This is a genomic window from Pseudomonas sp. NBRC 111124 (assembly GCF_001320245.1).
In the GTDB taxonomy this organism is placed as follows: domain Bacteria; phylum Pseudomonadota; class Gammaproteobacteria; order Pseudomonadales; family Pseudomonadaceae; genus Aquipseudomonas.
This window is the reverse complement of the sequence record NZ_BCBA01000002.1, coordinates 101,414-124,828: the sequence shown is the minus strand read 5'-3', so window position 1 is coordinate 124,828 and position 23,415 is coordinate 101,414. Positions and strand designations below refer to the sequence as shown.

Annotated in this window: 19 protein-coding genes, 1 pseudogene and 1 riboswitch; of the genes and pseudogenes, 11 read left to right on the top strand and 9 right to left on the bottom strand. The window is 62.1% G+C overall.

From position 1 onward, the window contains the following. Positions 1–49: 49 nt before the first annotated feature. The 3 genes from APH28_RS01520 to APH28_RS01510 form a co-directional block, all read right to left on the bottom strand. Entirely contained in the window at positions 50–1,345 is a 1,296-nt protein-coding gene (locus tag APH28_RS01520; RefSeq protein ID WP_060507282.1) for an FAD-binding oxidoreductase, read from the bottom strand. Between the two features lie 14 nt (positions 1,346–1,359). Continuing rightward, on the bottom strand, positions 1,360–2,448 hold the full coding sequence (locus APH28_RS01515) for a polyamine ABC transporter substrate-binding protein (protein ID WP_060507281.1): 1,089 nt from the start codon (positions 2,446–2,448) through the stop codon (positions 1,360–1,362). A gap of 67 nt (positions 2,449–2,515) precedes the next feature. Continuing rightward, positions 2,516–3,874: a glutamine synthetase family protein gene (locus tag APH28_RS01510; protein ID WP_060507280.1), complete on the bottom strand. Its 1,359-nt coding sequence runs from the start codon at positions 3,872–3,874 to the stop codon at positions 2,516–2,518. Between the two features lie 183 nt (positions 3,875–4,057). Here APH28_RS01510 and APH28_RS01505 point away from each other — a divergent pair, with 183 nt between their 5' ends. Beyond that, a complete protein-coding gene (locus APH28_RS01505; RefSeq protein ID WP_060507279.1) occupies positions 4,058–4,957 on the top strand; it encodes a helix-turn-helix domain-containing protein in 900 nt (299 codons plus the stop codon). A gap of 182 nt (positions 4,958–5,139) precedes the next feature. Then, the gene (locus APH28_RS01500) at positions 5,140–7,053 is read left to right on the top strand and encodes an AAA family ATPase (protein ID WP_060507278.1); all 1,914 of its coding nucleotides are present in this window, start codon (positions 5,140–5,142) and stop codon (positions 7,051–7,053) included. 121 nt (positions 7,054–7,174) lie between these two features. Here the strand turns inward: APH28_RS01500 and APH28_RS01495 are convergent, their stop codons facing one another. Beyond that, complete coding sequence (locus tag APH28_RS01495) at positions 7,175–8,560, bottom strand: aldehyde dehydrogenase family protein (RefSeq protein ID WP_060507277.1); 1,386 nt, start codon at positions 8,558–8,560, stop codon at positions 7,175–7,177. 107 nt (positions 8,561–8,667) lie between these two features. Here APH28_RS01495 and APH28_RS01490 point away from each other — a divergent pair, with 107 nt between their 5' ends. The 3 genes from APH28_RS01490 to APH28_RS01480 all read left to right on the top strand — a co-directional run bounded on the left by APH28_RS01490 (position 8,668) and on the right by APH28_RS01480 (position 10,817). Continuing rightward, the gene (locus APH28_RS01490; protein ID WP_218186515.1) at positions 8,668–9,534 is read left to right on the top strand and encodes a LysR family transcriptional regulator; all 867 of its coding nucleotides are present in this window, start codon (positions 8,668–8,670) and stop codon (positions 9,532–9,534) included. 60 nt (positions 9,535–9,594) lie between these two features. Next, positions 9,595–10,047, top strand: a complete 453-nt coding sequence (locus APH28_RS01485) for a hypothetical protein (RefSeq protein WP_060507275.1) — start codon at positions 9,595–9,597, stop codon at positions 10,045–10,047. A gap of 248 nt (positions 10,048–10,295) precedes the next feature. Next, positions 10,296–10,817, top strand: coding sequence for an acyloxyacyl hydrolase (locus APH28_RS01480; RefSeq protein WP_060507274.1), 522 nt, complete (start codon positions 10,296–10,298; stop codon positions 10,815–10,817). A gap of 30 nt (positions 10,818–10,847) precedes the next feature. On the opposite strand, the gene APH28_RS01475 is transcribed toward APH28_RS01480, so the two are convergent. Then, on the bottom strand, positions 10,848–12,983 hold the full coding sequence (locus APH28_RS01475; protein ID WP_060507273.1) for a TonB-dependent siderophore receptor: 2,136 nt from the start codon (positions 12,981–12,983) through the stop codon (positions 10,848–10,850). A gap of 83 nt (positions 12,984–13,066) precedes the next feature. Beyond that, complete coding sequence (locus APH28_RS01470; protein WP_060507272.1) at positions 13,067–13,996, bottom strand: universal stress protein; 930 nt, start codon at positions 13,994–13,996, stop codon at positions 13,067–13,069. Positions 13,997–14,116: 120 nt separating this feature from the next. Beyond that, a riboswitch (yybP-ykoY riboswitch) is annotated at positions 14,117–14,287 on the top strand. 10 nt (positions 14,288–14,297) lie between these two features. Here APH28_RS01470 and mntP point away from each other — a divergent pair. The 3 genes from mntP to APH28_RS01455 all read left to right on the top strand — a co-directional run bounded on the left by mntP (position 14,298) and on the right by APH28_RS01455 (position 16,554). Further along, positions 14,298–14,864, top strand: a complete 567-nt coding sequence (gene mntP / locus APH28_RS01465; RefSeq protein WP_060507271.1) for a manganese efflux pump MntP — start codon at positions 14,298–14,300, stop codon at positions 14,862–14,864. Positions 14,865–14,918: 54 nt separating this feature from the next. Then, a complete protein-coding gene (gene hisN / locus APH28_RS01460) occupies positions 14,919–15,731 on the top strand; it encodes a histidinol-phosphatase (RefSeq protein WP_060507270.1) in 813 nt (270 codons plus the stop codon). A 91-nt stretch (positions 15,732–15,822) separates the two neighbouring features. After that, positions 15,823–16,554, top strand: coding sequence for a hypothetical protein (locus tag APH28_RS01455; RefSeq protein WP_060507269.1), 732 nt, complete (start codon positions 15,823–15,825; stop codon positions 16,552–16,554). Between the two features lie 112 nt (positions 16,555–16,666). Here APH28_RS01455 and APH28_RS01450 read toward each other — a convergent pair whose 3' ends face one another. The 3 genes and pseudogenes from APH28_RS01450 to APH28_RS01440 form a co-directional block, all read right to left on the bottom strand. Beyond that, positions 16,667–17,995: a delta-60 repeat domain-containing protein gene (locus APH28_RS01450; RefSeq protein ID WP_060507268.1), complete on the bottom strand. Its 1,329-nt coding sequence runs from the start codon at positions 17,993–17,995 to the stop codon at positions 16,667–16,669. Positions 17,996–18,225: 230 nt separating this feature from the next. After that, positions 18,226–18,841 (bottom strand): annotated as a pseudogene (locus tag APH28_RS01445) (alpha/beta hydrolase); the annotation flags it as partial. A 95-nt stretch (positions 18,842–18,936) separates the two neighbouring features. Then, a complete protein-coding gene (locus APH28_RS01440; protein ID WP_060507267.1) occupies positions 18,937–19,920 on the bottom strand; it encodes a LysR substrate-binding domain-containing protein in 984 nt (327 codons plus the stop codon). Between the two features lie 359 nt (positions 19,921–20,279). On the opposite strand from APH28_RS01440, the gene APH28_RS01435 reads away from it, so the two are divergent. The 3 genes from APH28_RS01435 to proX all read left to right on the top strand — a co-directional run bounded on the left by APH28_RS01435 (position 20,280) and on the right by proX (position 23,227). Then, entirely contained in the window at positions 20,280–21,158 is an 879-nt protein-coding gene (locus APH28_RS01435; RefSeq protein ID WP_256248281.1) for a glycine betaine/L-proline ABC transporter ATP-binding protein, read from the top strand. Positions 21,159–21,179: 21 nt separating this feature from the next. Then, positions 21,180–22,133, top strand: coding sequence for a glycine betaine/L-proline ABC transporter permease ProW (gene proW / locus APH28_RS01430; protein WP_060507266.1), 954 nt, complete (start codon positions 21,180–21,182; stop codon positions 22,131–22,133). A gap of 65 nt (positions 22,134–22,198) precedes the next feature. After that, complete coding sequence (gene proX / locus APH28_RS01425; RefSeq protein WP_060507265.1) at positions 22,199–23,227, top strand: glycine betaine/L-proline ABC transporter substrate-binding protein ProX; 1,029 nt, start codon at positions 22,199–22,201, stop codon at positions 23,225–23,227. Positions 23,228–23,415: the final 188 nt, after the last annotated feature.

The window sequence follows — 23,415 nt, the reverse complement described above, 5'->3', positions numbered from 1 at the left end:
GGCCCGCCGCGGACAGGCCACTGCGCGACAGGCTCAGCCCGGCCTGAATTTAACCCAGCGCCTCCCGCAACCGGTACCACAACATCCCCAGCGCCAGCAGTGGCGAGCGCAGCGCCTTGCCTCCCGGGAATGTCAGGTGGGGCACCGCGTTGAACACATCCAGCCCCTGGCTCTGCCCCAGCGCGATACCTTCGGCCAGCAACTTCGCCGTCCAGTGGGTCACGTTCAGCCCATGCCCGGAGTAGCCCTGGGCATAGAAGACGTTGGGGTGCTGGCTCAGCCGACCCACTTGCGGGAAGCGGTTGGCGGTGATGCCGATCATGCCGCCCCACTGGTAATCGATGCGCACATGAGCCAGTTGCGGGAACACCTTGAGCACCTTCGGCCGCATGTAGGCTGCAATGTCCTTGGGGTCGCGCCCGCTGTAGTGGCAGGCGCCGCCGAACAGCAGGCGGTGGTCGGCAGTGAGGCGGTAGTAGTCCAGGCCAACCTTCTGGTCACACATGGCCATGTTTTGCGGGATCAGTTGGCTGGCGAGTGCGTGCGGCAGTGGTTCGGTTGCTACGACGTAACTGCCGGCGGGCAGCACTTTGCCGCTCAGGCGAGGCTCCAGTTCGTCGAGGTGGGCATTGCAGCCCAGCACCAGGCTCTGCGCCCGCACCTTGCCCCGGGCCGTGTGCAGGGTCACGGTGGGCCCATGCTCGATGCGCAGCACAGGGCTCTGCTCGAAGATGCGTACCCCCAGGCCTTGGGCCACGCGCGCCTCGCCCTGGACCAGGTCGAGCGGGTGAAGATGGCCCGAGCCCATGTCCACCAGGCCGCCGGCGTACTGGTCGCTGGCGACGATCTCGTGCATGCCCTCAGGCCCGACCAGGCGGGTTTCGTGGCGGTAGCCAAGGCTGGCCAACTCTTCTTGCTCATCCTTGAAGGCAGCGAACTGCGCCGGGGTATTGGCCAGCTCGCAGAAGCCCCAGCGCAGGTCGCAGGCGATGGCATATTGTTCGATGCGGCGGGCCACCAGGGCCACCGACTCGATACCTGCCTGTTTCAAGTACTGCACGCCGTCCTGGCCGACGTAGCGGGCAAAGCCGCTGACATCATGGCCGATGCCGCGAATCAGCTGGCCGCCGTTGCGTCCACTGGCGCCCCAGCCGATTCGCCGGCCCTCCAGCAGCACCACGCAAAGCCCCCGCTCGGCCAGCTCCAGTGCGGTGTTTACCCCGGTCAGGCCGCCGCCGACCACGCACACGTCAGCCGTCAGTTCTCCGTCGAGGCAGGGGTAGGGCGTGGCATTGCGCGCTGTGGCGGCGTAGTACGACGCGGTATGTTGGTTATCGAAAGGCATGGCGCGTTCTCGGTTCAGCGGTTGGACTTGATCTTGCTCCAGGAGCGGGTCATGACACGCATGATCTTCGGGCTCGGGGTGCTGGAGATGTACAGCTTGTCCAGTACCGCCTGGGGAGGGTAGATCTCGGGGTTGTCGACCAGCGATTTGTCCATGTAGGCCTGGGCATCCGGGTTGGCGTTGGCGTAGCCGACCGTGGTACTGACCTTGGCAATCACCTTCGGGTCGAGCAGGTAGTTGATGAAGGCCAGGGCCTGTTCAGGGTTCTGGGCGTCCTTGGGGATGGCCAGCAGGTCGAACCACAGGTTGCTGCCTTCCTTGGGAATGCTGTAGGCGATCTTCACGCCGTTATTGGCTTCCACCGCGCGGTTGGCGGCCTGGAACACATCGCCGGAGTAGCCGAAAGCCACGCAGATATCGCCATTGGCCAGGTCCGAGACGTACTTGGATGAGTGGAAGTAGGTGATATAGGGGCGCAGTTCGAGCAGGCGCGCTTCGGCCTTGGCGTAGTCCGCCGGCTGTTCGCTGCGCGGGTCCATGCCCAGGTAGTTGAGCATGGCCGGGAACAGTTCGTCGGGCGAGTCCATGAAAGCCACGCCGCATTGCTTGAGCTTCTTCAGGTTCTGCGGTTCGAACAGGGTGGCCCAGGAGTCGATATGGTCGATGCCCAGCGCGGCCTTGACCTTTTCGACGTTGTAGCCGATGCCGTTGGTGCCCCACAGGTACGGCACCGCGTATTGGTTGCCAGGGTCATTCTGCTCGAGCTGTTTGAGCAGTTTTGGGTCCAGATGCTGCCAGTTCGGCAGCTTGCTGCGGTCCAGTGGCAAAAACGCACCGGCTTGGGCCTGGCGGGCCAGAAAGTGGTTGGAAGGCACGACCACATCGTAGCCAGTCCGGCCGGCGAGCAGCTTGCCTTCCAGGGTTTCGTTGGAATCGAACACGTCATAGACGACCTTGATCCCGCTGCTGGCCTGGAAATCGACCAGGGTCGTGTTACCGATGTAGTCGGTCCAGTTGTACACACTGACGCTGGGCGTGGCCTGGGCGGCGGCGCCGAACAGCAGGGCGAATGTGGCGGGGATCAGGGCTTGCAGATGACGCATGTCGACACCTCGTTGGTCTTGTTCTTTGAGTTCGGTGCTAGTGGGGGCGCCTGGCGCCCCCGGGGGATCACACGCTCAGCAGCAGGAACTCGCGCTCCCAGGAACTGATGACGCGCTTGAAGTTCTCGTGCTCAGCGCGCTTGACGGCCACATAGCCCTGGACGAACTGCTTGCCCAGGTACTGCTGCACGGTCTCGCAATCTTCCATGTGCTGCAGCGCATCCTCGATGGTGATCGGCAGGCGCAGGTTGCGCCGTTCATAGGCACGGCCCTGTACCGGCGCACTCGGCTCGATCCTCTCGACCATGCCCAGGTAACCGCACAGCAGGCTGGCGGCGATTGCCAGGTAAGGGTTGGCATCGGCGCCCGGCAGGCGGTTCTCCACGCGCATGGCATCGGGGCTTGAGGTTGGCACGCGCAGGCCGGCGGTGCGGTTTTCCTCGCCCCACTCGACGTTGACCGGTGCCGAGGTGTCCGGCAGGAAGCGGCGGAACGAGTTGACGTTTGGCGCGAACATCGGCAGCAGCTTGGGGATGTACTTCTGCAGGCCACCGATGTGGTGCAGGAACAGTTCGCTCATGCTGCCATCGTCATTGGCGAACACCGGCTTGCCGGTGGCAATGTCGACCACGCTCTGGTGCAGGTGCATGGCACTGCCCGGCTCGTCGGTGATCGGCTTGGCCATGAAGGTGGCGGTGACGTTGTGCTTGAGCGCGGCTTCACGCATGGTGCGCTTGAATACGGTGATCTGGTCGGCCAGGTCCAGCGCGTCGCCGTGGCGGAAGTTGATCTCCATCTGCGCCGGGCCGTCTTCGTGGATCAGCGTATCCAGGTCCAGGCCTTGCAGTTCGCACCAGTCGTACACGTCTTCGAACAGCGGGTCGAATTCGTTGGCGGCGTCGATCGAAAACGACTGGCGCCCGCTTTCGGCGCGGCCCGAGCGGCCCAGTGGCACCTGCAGAGGCAAGTCCGGGTCTTCGCAACGCTGGGTCAGGTAGAACTCCATCTCTGGCGCGACAATCGGCTGCCAGCCCTTGTCGGCATACAGCTTGAGCACCTTCTTCAGCACATTGCGCGGCGACAGTTCGATCGGGTTGCCCTGCTTGTCGAAGGTGTCGTGGATGACAATGGCGGTGGGCTCGACGGCCCACGGGATCTGATAGACCGCCGTTGGGTCTGGGCGGCAGACCATGTCGATGTCGGCCGCATCGAGCAGGCTGTAGTAGATCTCGTCATCGACATAGTCGCCGGTGACGGTCTGCAGCAGCACGCTTTCTGGCAGGCGCATGCCGCGCTCGTGAAGGAACTTGGCGGTCGGTGCGATCTTGCCGCGGGCGATGCCGGTCAGGTCGCTGATCACGCATTCGACTTCGGTGATGCGGTGTTCTTTCAGCCAGGTGGACAGCTGATCGAAGGGGGCGTTCATACAGACCTCTTGGTTGGGTTTTTTTGTGGGAGCGGGTTTACCCGCGAAAGCCGTTGCAGGGTTTCGAAGGCCTTACGCTTCCCAGGTGACACGCTGAGGACTATCTTGAGCGCAGGCCCGCAAAGCCATCTATCCACTTTCTTCGGTCATGAATGCACCAAAAGAGTGCAACTAGGACAAAGCGTGACAACGCCCAATGCCTTGCAGGTCCAGGCTTTCCACACTACGGATGTCACCGAGCAGGTGCGCGCCACCCCCGGCTGGCAGCAGCAATACCGGCAGATGTCGCCAGGGCACTTCAGCGGCCAGCTGCGCTGCCTTGGGCTCGATGGCGTGGAGGTGTATGAAGAGCGCCTGAACACCCGGGTCGAGCAGTTTTTCCGTGCCCCGAGCGGTTCGCTGGCGTTCTGTTTCGACCAGAGCGAAAACAGCCTGTACCTGCTCAACGAGCAGAGCCGCAACATCTGGATCACGCCGGAGAATTATCAGGAAGTGGCCGTGGTGTTCGACCAGGCCTTTCTCGCCCGCCATGGCCTGGACCCGCAGCGGCTCGACGGTCTGTTCATGGTGCCCCTGGGCAGCGGGCAGAATGCGCTGTTCGGTAGCTGGCTGAGCGCCACCTTGACTCGCCTCGGCCAGGCTGATTGCCCGCTGCAAGGGCAGGCATTGGCCGAGCAGTTGCTCGAAGACTGCCTGTTCATCCTCGATAACGCCTGCCAGCGCTTGCAGGGCGGCGCGCTCGGGCGGCGGGGCGAGGAGCGGGCGATCATGCAGCGGGTCAGTGAATGGGCAGCAGACTGCCCGGAAGAAACCCTCAATCTGGTGGAGCTGGCCGAGGTGGCAGGTGTGTCGCTGCGCCAGCTGCAGCAGGCGTTCAAGGCGTTCACCGGGATGCCGCCGGCGCACTGGTTGCGCTTGCGTCGCCTCAACGGTGCGCGGCGTGATCTGTTGCGCGGTGGTCAGGTGACCGTGGCGGAAGTGGCCATGCGCTGGTCGTTCTGGCATTTGGGAAGATTTTCAGAGAGTTACCGGCAGTTGTTCAAGGAGTTTCCGAGTGAGACCCTCAAACGGGGCAGGGGTTGAGAATTCTGTTGCTTGTACCGGCCTCTTCGCGGGTGAACCCGCTCCCACAGAGATATCACAGGCATTAAAGGGAAGGCAGTACTTGTGGGAGCGGGTTCACCCGCGAAAGGGCCGGTACAGACAACTCAGCATTCCCGTTGGAAAGTTGTTATCGTGCCCGGCAGTTTCCACCCGAGGTCCCGATGTTCTACCTGCCTTTGCCCAGCGACCAGGCCGACCGCCTGGCCAGCGCGCCCACTGCCACCGACTTCTTCCCGACCGCCAGCCTGCTGGAGGCGGCCGCCGTGCTGTTCGTGCAAAACCTGCCGCGCCAGTCGGCGAACGCTTCGGCAGACGCGCAGGAGCGCCGGTTCGCCGAGATCGTGCGCATCGCCAATGAAGTCGAAGGCGCCGCCCCGGGCCGCTTCCAGGGCCAGGTGGCGCAGCATTTCGACCGCGAAGCATTCGCCATGGGGCTGGGCATGCTGGGTGAGAATGGCGTCGCCTTGGTGTCGGCCGAAACCGAGTACCAGGCCGACGAGTTCCGCGACGCCGAAGGCCAGTGGAATTTCCAGTTCGCCGACATTTACCGCCAGCGCGTGACGCCGCTGCATCCGGTGTACCTGCCATCACTGGCCAGCAACTTGATGCTCAGTGACCAACAGAACCGGCTGCTGCGTGAGTTCCTTTGCGGCGTCGAGGAATCGGTAGCCGTGCAGGGTTTCGCCGGCACCGGCAAGACCTTCCTGATCCACCAGTTCGCGCGCCTGCTCGACCCCCAGCGTACGCTGTTGCTGGCCCTCACCGAAGGCCAGCTGCGGGCACTGCAGGCACGGGTGAAGGATGCCCAGGCGTATACCGCGCTGACCTTCGGCCAACTGGCCGACGAAATCCTCAACCGTGACCTCACCAGCAACGGCTGGCGCCTGCGTGACCCGTACCGTACCAAGCTGTCCTGGCGCCCGCAGGAAGCGCAGGTGGTGCGCTGGCTGAACATCCCCGACATCGGTCCGCTGGCTGCGCGTGAGGTAGTGGCCCTGTGCGTCAAGGCCGTGCGCAGCTTCTGCCGCGGCGGCGACAGCCAGGTGCAGCTGCATCACCTGCCTTGGGCCGGGCCGGGGACCACGCCCCTGGACCAGGAAGTGCTGCTGGAAAAGGCCCGTCTGTACTGGCAGGAACTGATCCGTCCCTCGGCACGCGAGATCCAGTTACCGGTGCGCGATTACCACCGGGTCAAGCTGTTGTCGTTGACCGCTGAGGTGATCGACAGCCGCTACAGCCACGTCATCGTCGACGAAGCCCATGAGCTGTCCGCGCCGATGCTCGCGGTGCTCGATCGCAGCCCGCAGTCGGTCATCGCCCTGGGCGACGAATTGCAGAACCTCAATGGCCTCAGCCCGCACCATGGCAACTTCATCCGCCAGCGCTACATCGACCATTCGCTGCGCGCCGGCCCAGCCCTGGACGGCGTACTCAACCCGCTGATCCAGGCGCACCCGGCGGCTATCCAGGCCGCCTTCAGCGGCAGCGCCGAGCATTACACGCGGGTGAGCTTCTTCGACACGGTGACGGTGCCTGAACAGCCGACCGCGTTGATCGTCGATGATGAATGGGGCCTGTTCGGCTGGTTCCAGCGCCTGACCCATCAAGGGGTGCCCTTCGTGCTATTGCAAGGCGCGCGCAAGGATTTCGAACTGTTCGTTGAAGATTGCATCGAGCTGTACCGCTACGGTACCCGCGCACGCCACCCGATGTTGTTCCGTTACCCCAGCTGGCAAGCGCTGGAGCAGGACAAGGGCGACGACAAGGCCTTTGCCGCGGTGGCCGGCATGCTGCGCAAAGGCTACACCGCCGAGCATTTTGCCAAGGCCAAGAGCCGTTACCGCTGGGACAAGGCGCCCAAGCTGTTCCTCGGGCGGGTGCGGGATGTGAAGAACATGGAGTTCGCCCGGGTGATGGTGTCGCCAGAGCTGATGGTGGCGCCGACCACGGCGGGCAATCGCAATGAGCGGGCGCGGATGCTGGCGGGGCTGTATACCGCCTGTTCTCGGGCGCGGCATGAGCTGATCGTGCCGGGGGGGATGCTGGACTGGGTCAAGGACCAGGTGAGGGATTGATATTGCTGGGGGCTGCTTTGCAGCCCTTTCGCGACGCAAGGCCGCTCCTACAGGGAAACGCGATCCCCTGTAGGAGCGGCCTTGCGTCGCGAAAGGGCCGCAAAGCGGCCCCAGCATCAGATCAGTTACGGTCCAGCCAAACCGTCTGGGCATTGGTGAACTCGCGCACACCAAAGTGCGACAGCTCACGCCCGAAACCGCTCTTCTTCACGCCACCAAACGCCACGCGGGGGTCGGAAGCGCAGTAGCCGTTGATGAACACGCCACCGGTATCCAGCGCGGCGGTCATGCGCTCGGCCAGCGCATAGTCGGCGGTGTAGATGGTCGATGCCAGGCCGAATTCGCTATCGTTGGCCAGCTCCACTGCATGGTCGGCGTCACGGGCGGTGATGATCCCTGCCACCGGGCCGAACAGCTCCTGCTTGAAGGCCGTCATGTCTGGCGTGACGTTGGCAAACACGGTCGGTGCGTAGAAGTTGCCCACGCCTTCGACTTTGTTGCCGCCCAGCAGCAGGGTGGCGCCTTCAGCCAGCGTTGCCTGGACCTGGCCATCCAGTTCGTCACGCAGGTCGTAACGGGCCATCGGGCCGATGTAGGTGTCGTCTTCCAGCGGGTTGCCGAGTTTCAGTTTGCGTGTGGCTTCGACGAACTTGCGCGTGAATGCTTCGACGACGCCTTCTTCGATGATAAGGCGCTTGGCGGCGGCGCAGACTTGGCCGGTGTTCTGGTAGCGGCCAATGACGGCAGCTTGTACAGCGGCATCCAGGTCGGCATCCGCCAGCACGATGAACGGGTCGGAACCGCCCAGCTCCAGCACGCATTTCTTCAGCGCGGCACCTGCCTGGGCACCAATGGCCATGCCGGCGCGCACGCTGCCGGTCAGGGTCACGGCGGCGATGCGCACGTCGTTGATGGCGCGGGTGACACCCTCCGGCGTGACGTTCAGTACTTCGAACACCCCTTCAGGCAGGCCGGCGTCCTTGAACAGCTCACCCAGCAGGTAGGCGCTGCCCATCACATTGGGTGCGTGCTTCAGTACATAGGTGTTGCCCGCCAGGATCGCTGGCACGGCGCCGCGTAGCACCTGCCAGACCGGGAAGTTCCACGGCATCACGGCGAGGATCGGGCCCAGCGGGCGATACTCGATCCGGGCTTTCTCGACCTGGGTCGGCTCGGCGGCGAGCATCGCCGGGCCATGCTCGGCATACCAGCGGCACAGGCCGACGCATTTGCTGACTTCACCACGGGCCTGGGCGATCGGCTTGCCGATTTCGCGGCTGATCATCTGCGCGAAGGCCTCGGCCTTGGCTTCGAGGGTGCTGGCCAGGGCGAGCAGGTACTCGCTGCGCTGACCCAGCGACACTTGGCGCCACTGGCCGTAGCCAGCCTTGGCACGTTGCAGCGCCGCTTCCAGTGCGGCGTCGGTGTCGAACGGGTAGGCGCCGATCTGCTCGCCGCTGAAGGGGTCGACGGAGATGGCGTGGGTCAGGCTGCTGATCGCACTCATGGCGGGAGACTCTCGTTGTTGTTAATCAGTGCCGCCAGACTAGTGGGCTATGGCTTTAATGAAAACTGAATAATAATGAGCGAAACATTCACGTTTGGAGAATGACTGTGGACCTGGTGCAACTGGAAATCTTCAAGGCCGTGGCCGAGCAGGGCAGCATTAGCGCCGCCGCCCAGCATATCCATCGAGTGCCGTCGAACCTGACCACGCGCATCAAGCAGCTGGAGGAAGACCTTGGCGTCGAGCTGTTCATCCGCGAAAAAAGCCGCCTGCGCCTGTCGCCGGCCGGCTGGAACTTCCTTGAATACACCCGGCGCATCCTCGACCTGGTGCACGAGGCGCGGCTGACCGTGGCCGGCGAGGACCCGCAAGGTACCTTCGCCCTGGGTTCGCTGGAGAGTACGGCGGCGGTGCGCATTCCGGCGCTGCTGGCCGCCTACAACCAGCGCTACCCCAAGGTCGACCTCGACCTGTCCACCGGGCCTTCCGGGACCATGCTCGAGGGGGTACTGGCGGGGCGCCTGGTGGCGGCCTTCGTCGACGGCCCGGTGCTTCACCCCACGCTTGAAGGCATGCCGGTGTTCGAGGAGGAGATGGTGGTCATCTCACCGCTCAACCACGCCCCGGTGACCCGTGCCCAGGACGTCAACGGCGCGAGCATCTATGCCTTCCGCGCCAATTGCTCGTACCGTCACCACTTCGAGAACTGGTTCGTCCAGGACCAGGCGGTGCCTGGCAAGATCCACGAAATGGAGTCGTACCACGGCATGCTCGCCTGCGTCAGCGCCGGTGCCGGCCTGGCCATGCTGCCGCGCAGCATGCTCGACAACATGCCCGGTTGCAGCACGGTCTGCGCCTGGCCGATGCAGGAGCAGTTCCGCTACCTCAAGACCTGGCTGGTGTGGCGGCGTGGCACGGTTTCGCGCAGCCTGAGCATGTTCGTGAAACTGCTCGAAGAGCGGCGAACGGCGTGAACATCGGCACTGTGCGGGGTCAAACATTACGTAAGCCATCTCCTTGAGGAGGAGCTGACCATGCGTAACCATCACTATGCGTTGGGCGCCACGCTGCTGATCACACTGGCGCTGCCCTGGACGCTGGCCGCCGCCGCGGAAATAGACGATCACAACGCCCCCATCGACATGCAAGCCGTGCAACTGCAGCCGCAGGAGCAGAATGGCGTGCGCTACCTCGAGGGCGGTATCGGGCAGGACGAGGCCAACGCCATGCGCCATACCAAGGGTTATGACCTGCACATCGAAATGTCGACCGGCGCACACGGCCAATTCGAAAGCGGCGCCGCCGTCGATATTCAGAATGCACAAGGCAAGTCGGTGTTGAGCCTGCAGGATGCCGGCCCGCTGGTGTACGTCCAGCTGCCGCCGGGCCAGTACAAGGTCGTCGGCCAGGGGCAGGGCACCACGGTCCAGCAACAGGTCACGGTGAACGGTAAGACACCGGTCACTGCGAGCTTGAACTGGCACTGATCGGCCACAACGGGCGGAGTACATCTGTACTCCGCCTTGCGTGGCGCCATCGACGAGGAATACGACTGAGGCGGTTGAGAATTGCGAGCAAATTCAGGCAATGCTGGCATTTCACTTTCAACTTTCTGATTATCTGGACAATAATCAAAAAAGTATTACCCCTTGTGACCGGATGAATACCCGTTCACTGCAAAAATCGAGGGGCCAAAGCCCCCACTTGCCCGTGTGACCATCAGGAGAAGTCATTGATGAAAACCCGTCTTGCCAGCACGCTGGCCGCCGTCCTATTGGCCGTCGCCGGCACCCAACTGGCCCAGGCCGCACAGGTTTCCGGTGGCGTGGGGGCCACCAGCCAAGGTGACATGACATACCGTATCGGCATGTCGTTCGACTGGGACAAGAAGTGGCTTGAAAGTGACATCGGTTATGTGACGGGCTATTGGGACGCGGGCTACACCTACTGGGAAGGGGGCGATGCCAGCGGCGCCCACTCGTTGTCGTTCAGCCCGGTGTTCACCTACGAATTCAATGGCTTTACCTACACCCCTTATATCGAAGCGGGCATTGGCCTGGCGGCCTTCTCCAAGACTGAGGTGGGCGACCAGCGGCTGGGTTCGTCGTTCAACTTCGAAGACCGTATCGGTTTCGGTCTGAAGTTGCCAGGCGAGCAGAAGGTGGGGTTCCGGGCGATTCACTATTCCAATGCCGGCATCAAGCAACCGAACGACGGCATCGAGTCGTACTCGCTGTTCTACAGCAAAGGTTTCTGATTGCGGGGGCCGCCTAGCGGCCCCACTGCTTCAGAACGTGTAGGAAACCCCAGCCTGCACCGTGCGCGGCGCCCCTGGGTACACGTAGGTATTGAACGCCCCCTCGTCATACCCTTTGTTGAACACGTTCTTCACGTCCAGGTTCAAGCGCACGTGTTCGTTGACCTTGTAGAAGCTCAGCAGGTCGACCACGGTGTAGCGCTCCATGGTGTAGGTGCTGGCCGCTGTCTGCCCGGCGCGGTCATCCACATACTTCACGCCAACCCCCAGTCCCAGACCCTTGGCCAGCCCATCCTGGAACGCGTAGGTGTTGAGCAGGCTAAAGCTGTTGCGCGGGATGTTCGCCAAGCGGGTGCCGGTGGGGATGCTGTTGTCCTTGGTCACCTCCGCATCGACATAGGCATAGCCACCGATCATCCGCCATTGCGGGGTCAGGTTGCCGGCGACGTTGATATCCAGGCCGCGGCTGCGCACTTCGCCGGCCGCGACGCTGTAGGTGCCGCTCGGGTCGTTCGGGTCACGGGTCAGCACGTTTTCCTTGACTATGTGATAGATCGCCGCGTCCACGCTCAACCGACGGTCCAGCGCCTCCCACTTCACGCCGAGCTCGTATGATTTGCCCTTTTCCGGATCGAAGCCCGTGCCTTGCAGGCTGGCTCCGCTGTTGGGCTTGAACGAGCGGGCGGTGTTGGCATACACGGCAACGGTATCGGTCAGGTCGTAGATGAGGCCCAAGCGTGGGGTGACGCCGTTTTCGCCCTTGTTGAAGTCACCGGCATTGTTGAGCTTGTTGTCGTAGTCATGCTCGAAGCGTTCGAAGCGCACCCCGGCCAGGGCTTTCAGGCGTTCGGTGATGGCCACCTGGTCCTGAATGAAGACCGCCCACGTCTTGAGGTTTTCCTTGTCGTGGGTGGTCGTGCGGGTCAGGGCAGGGCGCGGCTGGCCCAGCACCGGATCGAAGATGTCGATCGGGTAGGCACCGGTACCCGCCGCCGAACGCTGGATAATCGAGTTGTAGTCGTAGTCTTCGTATTCGATACCGGTCAGCAGGGTATGGGCGAAAGCGCCGGTGTCGAAGTGGCCGGTGAGGTTGAGCTGGTAGTCGCGGTCGGTCCATTCCAGCTTGCGGTAGTTGAAGTTGCGCCCCAGCGTGCGGCCATCGGCTTGCAGGCCGTTGGCTTCCACGGCGTTGCCCTTGAGCGAGCCGTCCAGCCATTGCATGCCGCCGCCCAGGGTCCAGTTGTCATTGAGCAGGTGCTCGAAGCGCAGCTGGGCCATGTTGTTGTCGTTGTGCAGCAGGTTGTCGCTGCCTTTTTCCCAGATGTTGGTGTCACGCGAGGCCGTACCGAGCTGGCCGGGCAGACGCGTCAGGCCGCGATCCAGGGGGTGGTTGTTGCGCATGAAGTCGCCTTCGAAGATGACCTTGGTGGCATCGTTGACTTGCCAGCTGATCACCGGCGCAACGTCATAGCGCTCGCTCTCGACATCGTCGCGGAAGCTTTCGCCACCTTCGCCCAGCACGTTCAGGCGATAGGCCAGCGAGCCATCGGCGTTCAACGGCCCGGTTGCATCCAGGGTGGCCCGGTGCATGCCCTGGTCGTCGAACTGGCTGCCCAGGGTCACCTTGGGCTCGGCCAGCGGCTGCTTGCTGACCACGTTGAAGGTGCCGCCGGGGTCGCCACGCCCGTACAGGCTGGTGGCCGGGCCGCGGATCACTTCCAGGCGTTCGACGGTGTTGGCGTCGGGGGCGTTGGGGTAGCCGCGGTTGATCGGGAAACCGTTGCGGTAGAACTCGCCGGTGGTGAAGCCGCGCACGGTAAAGGTGGTCAGGCCCTGGCCGCCGAAGTTGTTGGCGCGGCCGACGCCCCCGGCGTAATCCAGGCCATCCTGCAGGCGGGTGGCACCGGTGTCTTCAAGCACATCCTTGGGCACCACGCTGATCGACTGCGGGGTCTCGTGCAGGGCCGTGTCGGTGCGCGTGGCACTGGCCGAACGGTTGGCCTTGTAACCATCGACCGGACCATCGGCGCGTTCGCTGTCGGCGCTGCTGGTGATATTCAGGGCCTGGAGCTCGATCTGGGCAGGGTCGCTGAGCGGTTCAGGCTCGGCAAAGGCCAGCGGGGACATAGCTTGAAGCACACAAAGCGAAACGAACGTGCGACGCATCGACGGTACGATCCTGAAGTAGGGCGCTAAAGGAGAGTGTAAGAAGCGCCGAGAAACTACTACGAATCATTATCAAATGCATTCTATTTAGTTGGCACCGGTGTGCCAGATACCATGCGATGCACAGGGTCGCCCTTGATCGCCAGCACATTGCACAACGGATGTTCCAGCACATGCGCCGTGGTACCGCCAAGGAACGTTTGCATCGCATCATGCCGATGGCTGCCCATCACGATGACATCCACCCGGCTGTGGCTGACGAACTGGGCAATCGCCCGGATCGCCGCACCCTCGACAAAATGCCGCCGCTCCAGCGGAATCTGGTGGTGGTCGCCCAGCCGGTTGAACGCTGCCCGCTGCGCCGTGCGCACGCTGCCATCAAACCCCGGCATGGTGACGGTGCCGGCACCAAAATCGGCGATGTGGGTCTTGGCCGCATCGCCCACATGCAGCAAGTGCAGTTCGGCGTTGCATTGCAGGGCCAGGGCATGGGCGCTGTGGATCACCTGATCGTCCAGGTGCTCGCCCGCACCGTGGCAGTTGAGGTCCACTGCTGCGGCGATCTGCCGGGGCAAGGGCAGACGGATGTCGCTGACCAGGTGCACGGCCACCGGGCTCTCCTTGAGCAGTTGCCAGTCCAGCGGCGTCACTAACAGGCGCTTGAGCACCGGTTCGTGCTGCACGTCCTTGATCAGCAGATCGCAACCCAGCCGTTCGATGCGTTCGAGCACGCTGCCCAGCGGGTCACGGGTCAGCAGCAGTTCGGTGGACACATCGAGCCCGGCGTTACCCAGTTGCTCGGCCTCGTCGGCCAGCCACTGGCGGTTGTCGCCGAGCAGCCGCTCACGCTCGCGGCCGTCGCCCATCAGGCCGAAGGTGTCGACATCATCGACGAAGACATTGATGTCCAGCAGGGCACCACTGGACTCGGCCAGTGCCGCCGCGCGCTGCAGCGCCGGGCTATGGCGCATTTGCGGGCCGAGCATGACGAACAGACGCTTGAACTGGCTCATTGCACACCTCCACGTGTGGCAGCCCCCCGGTTCATGCCATGTCATCTGGTCTGTACAGTCTAGACCCGTTGCGCAAGGCCAAAATGGTTCACGCTTTTTTCACATGCCACTGGTATCATCGCGCCACTCATTGGGGAGTAGCCTGCCTTCGCGCACTGCGTAGGCGCTCTGGTCAACATATTTGGCAACCTGCCATGGCCAGCGCATCCACCCGGATTGGCGAGACCAACGACCTTCCTGCAGCCAAGCCGGGCCTGCAGGTCGTCTGTCGTTGACTCGTTGCCCGGCTGGAGTCTGATCGTTGAATCCCATTTCCCTCATTTTCCTCGCCTTCGCCATGTCCACGGATGCCTTCGCGGCCGCCATCGGCAAAGGTTCGAGCCTGCACAAGCCACGTTTGGCCGAGGCCCTGCGCACAGGCCTGATCTTCGGCGTGATCGAAGCCATCACCCCGGTCATTGGCTGGCTGCTGGGCCAGGCGGCCAGTCAGTATGTCGAACAGTGGGACCACTGGATCGCCTTTACCCTGTTGTTGCTGCTCGGCGCGCACATGGTGCATGCGGGCCTGAAGCCGGATGACGAAGCGGAAGAAAAACAGAGCCAGCACGCATTCTGGATCCTGGCGGTGACCGCTTTTGCCACCAGCATCGACGCCCTGGCAGTGGGCGTCGGCCTGGCCTTCGTCGACGTCAATATCTGGGTGGCGGCGGCAGCGATTGGCCTGGCGACCATGACCATGGTGACCCTTGGCACCATGCTCGGGCGAGCGCTGGGTTCGGTGGTGGGCAAGCGTGCCGAAATCGTCGGTGGCATCGTGCTGATGCTGGTGGGGGCGACCATTCTCTATGAACACCTGACAGCGGTGTAACACGCGGCTTGTCGGGTATGATGCAGCCCCGACATTTTCCACGAGGCCCGTCCCATGTCCCTGAGCGCTGAACAGATCGGCGAATTCCAAGCCTTCGCCGAACAGCTGGCCGATGCCGCTGCGCTGGCGATCCAGCCGTATTTCCGGGCCAGCCTGGAGGTCGAGGACAAGGGCGGGCGCCTGTACGACCCGGTGACCGTGGCCGACAAGGCCGCCGAGGATGCCATGCGTGAGCTGATCCAGGCGCGCTACCCGGAGCATGGCATTCTCGGTGAAGAAGCGGGTGTGGCGGTAGGCAGCAGCCCGCTGACCTGGGTGCTCGATCCGATCGATGGCACCCGAGCCTTCATCACCGGCCTGCCGCTGTGGGGCACGCTGATTGCCTTGAACGACGGCACCCGGCCGGTGGTGGGCGTGATGAACCAGCCGTTCACTGGCGAACGCTTCGTCGGCACCCCGGCAGGCGCCTGGCGCAGCGGCACGCGATTGAAAACGCGCAGCTGCACCGACTTGGCTGCGGCCACGCTGATGTGCACCACACCGGACATGTTCGACACCGCCGAGCGTAAGGCGGCGTTCGAGGCTGTGGCCGGCAAGGCGCGGCTGATGCGTTACGGGGGTGATTGCTACGCCTATTGCATGCTGGCTTCGGGCTTCGTCGACGTGATCGTCGAAGCGAGCTTGCAGCCGTATGACGTGCAGGCGCTGATGCCGATCATCGAAGGGGCAGGTGGGGTGATCACTGCCTGGGATGGCAGTTCGGCGCAGAATGGCGGGTGCGTGGTGGCCTGTGGTGACCCGGCGCTGCATGCGCAGGTGGTGGAGATGTTGCGCCACGCCTGCCCTGTGATCCGCTCACCGGGCTGACCGCTACTGCACTTTTTCCGAATTCCGGGCTCTATGCTTGGCCAGGTCGCGCTGACCCCCAGTGCGGCCGCCGAATATCGACCCGGTGCCGATGGTTGCAAGCAATCCCCGATTTTTCCCGCGCCTGCTGCTGGTAGGTGCCGTCATAGCCATCGCCGGCTGCAGCCAGCAGCAAGGCCACGACATCGTCAGCCAGTTCGGCAACGGCAAGCCCACCGAGCTGTTCCAGACCAGCGTCGACCGCATGGCCACGCTGGCCATGCGTGACAACCTGCAGAGCCTGTATCTGCTGATGAACAAGCTGTATCTGCGCAATCCCAACCAGTGGAAGATGTCCGGCTACCTCGACGCCGCCACCGCCGAGCGGCAAATCCGCATTGCCATCGAACAGCGTCAGCCGTTGCCGCAACTGGGCAACCGCCGCGACCTCGCCGCCCTGAGCTATGCCCTGAGCCCGGAGTTTCGCGGCGACCGGGTCGGCGCCTTCATCTACGCCATCGGCAGCATGCTGATTACCGCGCACGGCGGGCGTACCGAGTTCTACATGACCGATACCATCGACCCGCTGTTCGTCAACAACGCGGCGCGCAATATCGAGAAGGCCACCTGGATGCTCAGCCAGCGGCAGGATGCCAATGGGGTGTTGTTGCTGTTTTCCAACGAGATCTCTGAGGAGGGTAGCAACCTGAGTTTTGCCGTGGAGTTCGGCAAGATCGTGGCGCGGCTGGATTTGTTGGCAGAGTTGCTGGATGAGCGTTATAGACGAATTGGTTTGAATTACGCGCAGAGTTTGTTACTGATGAACTTCCTGCCTGTGCAGTAACTTTGGAAGGATTCACGGTTCGAACCATCGCATGTGAAGCGGGTATTCTGAAGGCTGATCAAAAACTTGGCGCGCGAGCCCCAGCGTGGCCCCTTGAAGGGGCCACCAACCATCAGGACTGGAATCGCGCAATCAGTTCATAGAAGGGGGCATCGCTGACAGGCATCAGCGTGAGAACGTATATTCCTAAGGGGCTGATATACAGGTTGTTACAAGCCCAGAGATAGGGAACAGGTTCCGAAAAACCATCCTTGCCATAGCGGTTGTCCAGTGATCCATCAGCCAATAAGCGTGCCATGCGCAGTTCGTTATTAATTTGTGGATCGCTGCCAGCGATGAAGTGCCGCTCGCCCGCCAGAACCAGTCGGCCTTGCTCATCGAAAGCGATGTGTGGAAGTGAGAGATTGCCATTTGGCAGCGTCAATGTGTGTTCGAAGGATTTGACGGGTTGGCCTTGAAAGTCGAAACCGTAAAGTAAGGTACCACTCGGTACTTCGGTATTGGGCGTTGCGCCGCTGCTGACCACGATCAAGTTATCCTTGATTGCCAAACCGAACTTCCTGAACCGGCGTGGGAGTTTAATGTAGCCGTCTTGCCCAGCAAATGACCTGTCCCATACGGCATTGGCATTGAAGCGCAGCAGATACATTGACGTTTGCGCATCCCCCAAGAGGTAGAAGCCGCCGTCGTCAAGAAAAACGACACGATGGGGCGTCAGGGCATTGCCATCGAAACTGGGTAATTCCCAACGACTCTTGTCACCGTTGGGACCAAGAGCTTCAGCGGGTTCTCCCGTCGCTGGATCCATCGCCATGCACCAGGTGGTTTCATATTCGCTCCCCGTTTCCGGGTAAGTAACGGCTTTGAATACGACCCTGATCAGCCCCGCGACCAATGCCAATTTTGGTGTGTTTCGATAGTCGACTGCCTTGGCCGAGATATCTGCTAGGCGTGAGTCATCAGGCTCGCCCACCGGGCGCGTAATGGCAATGCCATCATTTCCAAAACCTGGCCAAGGTGAAAAGCGCTCGTCGTATCTGCCAACAACGATGTCTTGGTAGATTGTTTTACCTTCAAAATAATTCACAGCACCCGCCGCAATCACCCCATCCTCCATCTTGCCGGTGGAGTGGCTGAGGACTGTTAGATTGTCAAAGTTTCGCGGCATTGGGACAGTTTGTTTTTTGGAAATCGGTACATGCCCGGTTGCGCGATCCCAGTGACCATCAGCATTCATCCGGATGAAAACCTTGTTTTCCTTATCATCGTCGTCAGGATTGTGGCCATACATAACCACTGAGCCATCATCCGCCCAAGCACTGGGGTTGACTAGTAGAGTATATGCATCCGGATCCAGGTCGGGTATGGGGGGGATACGAGCAAGGCCGTCGTTTTGGTCGCCGTAGGTAAGGTCCAGTTCACCTGCCTGTTTGATTGTCATTGCAATAGCTCCGCGTTGTAGATGTGTTGCTACGCTACGGACTATTGCAAAAGCTCGATACTGACAGAATTACCAGGTCGACGTTCCAGAATTGCACCTACACTTTGATTTTCGGGTCCCACCCTTTGTCGGCATGCATACTGATTAACAGGGGCAAACAGGACCTGCACAGCCATTGTAGTTGTATTGCACCTGCCGTTGCTGAGAGCGGCACTGGTGAGTGCCCACGGTCACTGCAGTGCCTGGATCGCCTGCGAAAAATTTTGCCCTGCCAGGCTCATGCTGTTGTTATGCGTCCCCCCCTGGTACCAGCAACAGTTTCTTGGGTTGCCGGCCGGCATCGAACAGTTCTTGGCTAAAACGCGACGGCACGAAGCGCTCATCAAGGCCGTGCACCAGCAGCACGGGTAGGCCGACATTTTTGATCTTGCCCAGCGAATCGAACTTCTGCGACATCAACCAGCGCACGGGAAGTGACGTATTGGCAACCGCCGCTGCAGCATCCCTCAGCGATGTGAAGGTCGACTTTAGGATCAAGCCACGCGCCAGTGCTACACCGCCCTTTTTCTGCGCCTGGGCGGCCAGCTCGGCGGCCAGTTCGACAGCCACGGCGCCGCCGAGCGAATGGCCGAAGATCAGGCGCTTGCCGGCGTCAGGCTGCAATTGTGCGAAGCGCTCCCAGGCGATGCGCGCATCTTCGTAGACCGTGGCTTCGGATGGCAAGTCGCCGCGGCTCTGGCCGAAGCCGCGGTAGTCCACGGCCAGCACCGAATAGCCCATGGCGTGCAATTGCTCGATGCGGAACAACCAGGTGAGCCAGCGGCGGCGCAGGTGAGTCAGGAAGAGGGTAGGCATGCCGGATTTTTAGCAGATGCGCAGGGGACGATATCGGAAAAGTTACCGAGCGGCGGTTTTGCTTGGTTGCAAGCTGTTTCTGGGCGCTATCGCGCGTTACGAAGCTGCGTCAGCAACGGCTGAAACTCCTGCAACAGCCATTCGCGCAAGCGTCGGCAACTGGCGTCTTGTTCCTTTTCCTCGTTGAAGGCCAGGAAATGGAAGGTGTCCTTGAGCACCAGTTTCTGGTCCACCGGCCGTACTAGCAGCCCCTGCGCTACCAGCGGCGCGATCAGGTGATGCCAGCCCAGCGCTACCCCTTGGTTGTTGAGCGCCAATTGCACCAGCAGGTTGTAGTCGTTGGCGTTGAAAAAGTGCGGCGCCGTGCTGGCGCGGCTCTTCAGGTCTACATCATGCAGTGCCAGCCAGACATTCCAGTCGACGTGCTCCGCGACTTGCGAGCGACCATAGGGCGTGAGGTTAAGCAGCGTACCGTCGCGCAAGCCGTCCAGCGTGCGCAACTCGGGGTGTGCGGCCAGGTACTGTGGTGTGCATACCGGGTAGATCACGTCATGGTTGAGCGGGTGCGAGCTGTAGCCCGCCTGCACCTTCACCAGCTTGGTGATGTAGATGTCCGGGCGCACGCCAGGCTCCATCGACAGGAAGTTCTGCGTGGTCACCAGGTTGATGTCGATGTCCGGGTTTTCCTCGAGGAACCTGGGCATCCGCGGCCCCATCCATAACGCGGCAAATGCAGGCGAGCAGCACAGGGTGACCACATGCCGGGAGTTGGTGTTGCTGCGAATTCGCTCGGCCGCCTGGGAGATGTTGACGAACGACAACTGCACCGCATCGAAGAATATCGAGCCGGCCACGGTCAGCTCCACCGCCCGGCCTACACGGGTGAACAGTTCGGCCCCCAGGTAGGTTTCCAGCTCGCGGATCTTCCGGCTGACGGCGGCCTGGGTCACGCACAGGGCCTCGGCGGCGCGGGTGAAGTTCTGGTACTTGGCGGCGGCGACGAAGACTTTCACCGCGCGCAGCGACGGCATCTTGATCAGCGTCTGATCGGGTTCGGAGTGTCTGACCATGGTGGTGGGGCGAGGTCCTTCGTCTAGCCAGGTGGGTCACTCTAGCCTGCCTACGGCCTGACGGTAAATGTGCAGGCGCTCTGGCACCGTGTGCTTGGGCCGATTGATAACTTCAGGTAATGGTTAGCGCCGTACAAATGTCGTTGGACCCGCTCTGGATCAAGACTTAACGTGAAACCCACGGCGCGGCATTCGCAACTGCGATGTCGAATAATTTTGAAGCAGGACATTCTGCGTGCCGGTTTTGACTCACGTTCGAATTTGAACGGACTGCCAAGCGTACTCGCACTGATCTCTACCCGCCTTATTGAACGTGCGACGTTCAAAGATTGGTTAATAAGCATAATAAAGAGGGTCGTATGAGCCATGCCGATGAGATTCTTTCGGTAAAAAATATCTTCAAGGTTTTCGGGCCCAACCCCGACATGGCCATGGAGATGCTGCGCAACGGTGCCGACAAGCACGAAATCTTCAGCAAGACCGGCCACGTCGTCGGTGTGTTCGATGCAAGCTTTTCCGTCAAACGTGGCGAGATCTTTGTCATCATGGGCCTGTCCGGCTCGGGCAAGTCGACCATGGTGCGGCTGTTCAACCGCCTGATCGAACCCACCTCCGGCAGCATCCACCTCAACGGCAAGGAAATCACCGGGCTCTCCGACAAGGCCCTGCTCGATGTACGCCGCAAGGAAATGGGCATGGTGTTCCAGTCCTTCGCCCTGATGCCGCACATGAGTGTGCTGGCAAACACCGCCTTCGGCCTGGAGATTGCCGGCGTACCCGAAGCCGAGCGCCACAGCCGTGCCCGTGAAGCACTAAGCCAGGTGGGCCTGGCCGGGCACGAAAACAGCTACCCGCACCAGCTTTCCGGCGGCATGCAGCAGCGCGTGGGGCTGGCCCGGGCGTTGGCCAACGACCCGACCATCCTGCTGATGGACGAGGCGTTTTCCGCCCTCGACCCGCTGATCCGCAGCGAGATGCAGGGCGAATTGATGCGCCTGCAGGCCGAACAGCAGCGCACCATCATCTTCATTTCCCATGACATCGAAGAAGGCATCCGCATCGGCCATCGCATCGCGATCATGGAAGGCGGGCGGGTGGTGCAGATCGGCACGCCACAGGCGCTGATCAACCAGCCGGCCAACGACTACGTGTGCAGCTTCTTCAAGAGCTTCAACAGCCGTTGCCAGTGTTCGGTGCTGGCCAAGAATGCGCCGCTGCAGTCCGTGAGCCGCCACTAAAAGAACCAGAGGTAAGCCCCCGTGACCGAATTCAGTCTGCTCGACCCATTCCAGGCGGCCGTCATCCCCCTGGGTGACTGGGTTACCGCCACCCTCAACTTCCTCGTGCATAACTTCCGCGAGGTGTTCCGCGCCATTCGCTGGCCGATCGACCAGGTGCTCAATGGCATCGAGTTCACCCTGCAGAGCATTCCGCCCACTATCGGCATTCTCCTCTCGGCGCTGCTGGGCTGGCAGCTGGCGGGCAAGCGCATGGCGCTGCTGTGCTTCATCACCCTGACCTTGCTCGGCCTGATCGGGGTCTGGTCCGAGTCGATGACCACCTTGGCCCTGGTGCTGACCTCGGTGTTCTTCTGCGCGGTGATCGGCATTCCGCTGGGCATCGTCTGCGCCCGCAGCAACCGCCTGGTAAGCATCATCCGGCCCTTGCTCGACGCCATGCAGACGCTGCCGGCGTTCGTCTACCTGGTGCCAGTGGTGATGCTGTTCGGCATCGGTAACGTACCGGGTGTACTGGTGACCATCGTCTTCGCGCTGCCGCCGCTGGTGCGCCTGACCAACCTCGGCATCCGCCAGGTGCCGGAAGACAAGATCGAAGCCGCCCGCGCCTTCGGCTGTACCCCGCGGCAGATGCTGACCCGCGTGCAACTGCCGCTGGCCACCTCGACCATCATGGCGGGCCTCAACCAGACCTTGATGCTGTCGCTGTCGATGGTGGTGATTGCCTCGATGATCTCGGTGGGTGGCCTGGGCCAGATGGTGCTGCGCGGCATCGGTCGCCTGGACATGGGCCTGGCCACCGTCGGCGGTGTCGGCCTGGTCCTGCTGGCGATCTTCCTCGACCGCCTGACCCAAGCCATGGGTGCGCGTACCAGCGCCGACCCGAGCCTGCGCTGGTACCACACCGGCCCGGTAGGCGTGGTGCTGCGCCTGTGCGGCGCGGCGCAACCCCAAGGGCGGCGCAAGACTGCCTGAGCTTGACCCTGGATACATTCGATCTGCCGCACGTGAAGATAACAATCAGAAGAAGGTAAGCGACGATGCACGAATCCAAGTTCTCCCGCAGCATCCTCAAATGCGCCACGGCGCTGACTCTGATAGCCGCCGCGTTGTGCGCCCATGCTTCGGCCGACAAACCGGGAGATGGGATCAAGGTCACCCCGATCTTCCCCTCCATCGCCGAAGAACGCTTCCGTGGCGAGGTCGCCATGGAGGGCTTGCGTGAACTTGGCTACAACGTGCAGGAGCCGAAGGAGACCGAGTACGGCGTGATGATGGTGGCCTTGGCCAACGGCGACGCCGACTTCACCGTGCACCTGTGGGAAAAACTCCATGACAAGTTCTACCAGCAGGCCGGCGGTGACGATGCAATGGTCAAGACTGGCAACATTCTGCCGGGCGTCGCCCAGGGCTACCTGATCGACAAGAAGACCGCCGACCAATACAACATCAAGTACATCACCGACTTGAAGAAACCAGAGGTCGCCAAGCTGTTCGACACCGACGGCGACGGCAAGGCCGACATGACCGGTTGCAACCCGGGCTGGGGCTGCGAGCTGGTGATCGCCCACCATATGAAGGCCTATGACCTGAGCAAGAGCATCACCGTCAACCAGGGCTCGTACTTCGCGCTGATGGCCGACACCATCACCCGCTACAAGGAAGGCAAGCCGATCCTGTACTTCACCTGGGTGCCGCAGTGGATCGCCAGCGTGCTGGTCGAAGGGCGTGACGTGGTCTGGCTGGAGGTGCCGAAAACCGAGCTGCCGGGCGGCGACAACAGCGTCGATACTAGGTACCACGGCAAAAACCTCGGCTTTGCCATCGACAAGGTAGTGGCGGTACTGAACAAGGACTTCGCAAAGAAGAACCCGGCTGCAGAGAAGTTCCTGTCGCTGGTGCAGATCACCACCGATGACGAGAGCAACCAGAACCTGAAGATGCAGCAGGGCGAGAAGAAGCCTGCCGACATTACTCGCCATGCCAAGCAATGGGTTGCGGCGCACCGTCAGCAGTTCGATCAGTGGCTGCAAGCTTCCCGCGCTGCGGCTACCCAGGCCAGCAATTAACCCTGTTTCAGCGGTGTGTAGCATTCGCGGGCACGCCCGCTGCCACAGGGACTGAGCTATCCCCTGTGGGAGCGGGCGTGCCCGCGAAGAGGCCGATACAGGCGCTACAAATATCAATTCTGTTCGATAATCGCCCGGATATCACAAGCCCACTGTCCGCTATCCGCCCACCCAATCCCAACATCGGA

Coding starts and splice junctions, on each gene's coding strand:
- APH28_RS01520 (WP_060507282.1), bottom strand. CDS start 1,345: ATGCCTTTCGATAACCAACATACCGCGTCGTACTACGCCGCCACAGCG.
- APH28_RS01515 (WP_060507281.1), bottom strand. CDS start 2,448: ATGCGTCATCTGCAAGCCCTGATCCCCGCCACATTCGCCCTGCTGTTC.
- APH28_RS01495 (WP_060507277.1), bottom strand. CDS start 8,560: ATGAGTGCGATCAGCAGCCTGACCCACGCCATCTCCGTCGACCCCTTC.
- APH28_RS01455 (WP_060507269.1), top strand. CDS start 15,823: ATGGTTGCAAGCAATCCCCGATTTTTCCCGCGCCTGCTGCTGGTAGGT.
- APH28_RS01510 (WP_060507280.1), bottom strand. CDS start 3,874: ATGAACGCCCCCTTCGATCAGCTGTCCACCTGGCTGAAAGAACACCGC.
- proX (WP_060507265.1), top strand. CDS start 22,199: ATGCACGAATCCAAGTTCTCCCGCAGCATCCTCAAATGCGCCACGGCG.
- APH28_RS01485 (WP_060507275.1), top strand. CDS start 9,595: ATGCGTAACCATCACTATGCGTTGGGCGCCACGCTGCTGATCACACTG.
- APH28_RS01450 (WP_060507268.1), bottom strand. CDS start 17,995: ATGACAATCAAACAGGCAGGTGAACTGGACCTTACCTACGGCGACCAA.
- APH28_RS01480 (WP_060507274.1), top strand. CDS start 10,296: ATGAAAACCCGTCTTGCCAGCACGCTGGCCGCCGTCCTATTGGCCGTC.
- APH28_RS01475 (WP_060507273.1), bottom strand. CDS start 12,983: ATGCGTCGCACGTTCGTTTCGCTTTGTGTGCTTCAAGCTATGTCCCCG.
- APH28_RS01435 (WP_256248281.1), top strand. CDS start 20,280: ATGAGCCATGCCGATGAGATTCTTTCGGTAAAAAATATCTTCAAGGTT.
- APH28_RS01470 (WP_060507272.1), bottom strand. CDS start 13,996: ATGAGCCAGTTCAAGCGTCTGTTCGTCATGCTCGGCCCGCAAATGCGC.
- APH28_RS01440 (WP_060507267.1), bottom strand. CDS start 19,920: ATGGTCAGACACTCCGAACCCGATCAGACGCTGATCAAGATGCCGTCG.
- APH28_RS01500 (WP_060507278.1), top strand. CDS start 5,140: ATGTTCTACCTGCCTTTGCCCAGCGACCAGGCCGACCGCCTGGCCAGC.
- hisN (WP_060507270.1), top strand. CDS start 14,919: ATGTCCCTGAGCGCTGAACAGATCGGCGAATTCCAAGCCTTCGCCGAA.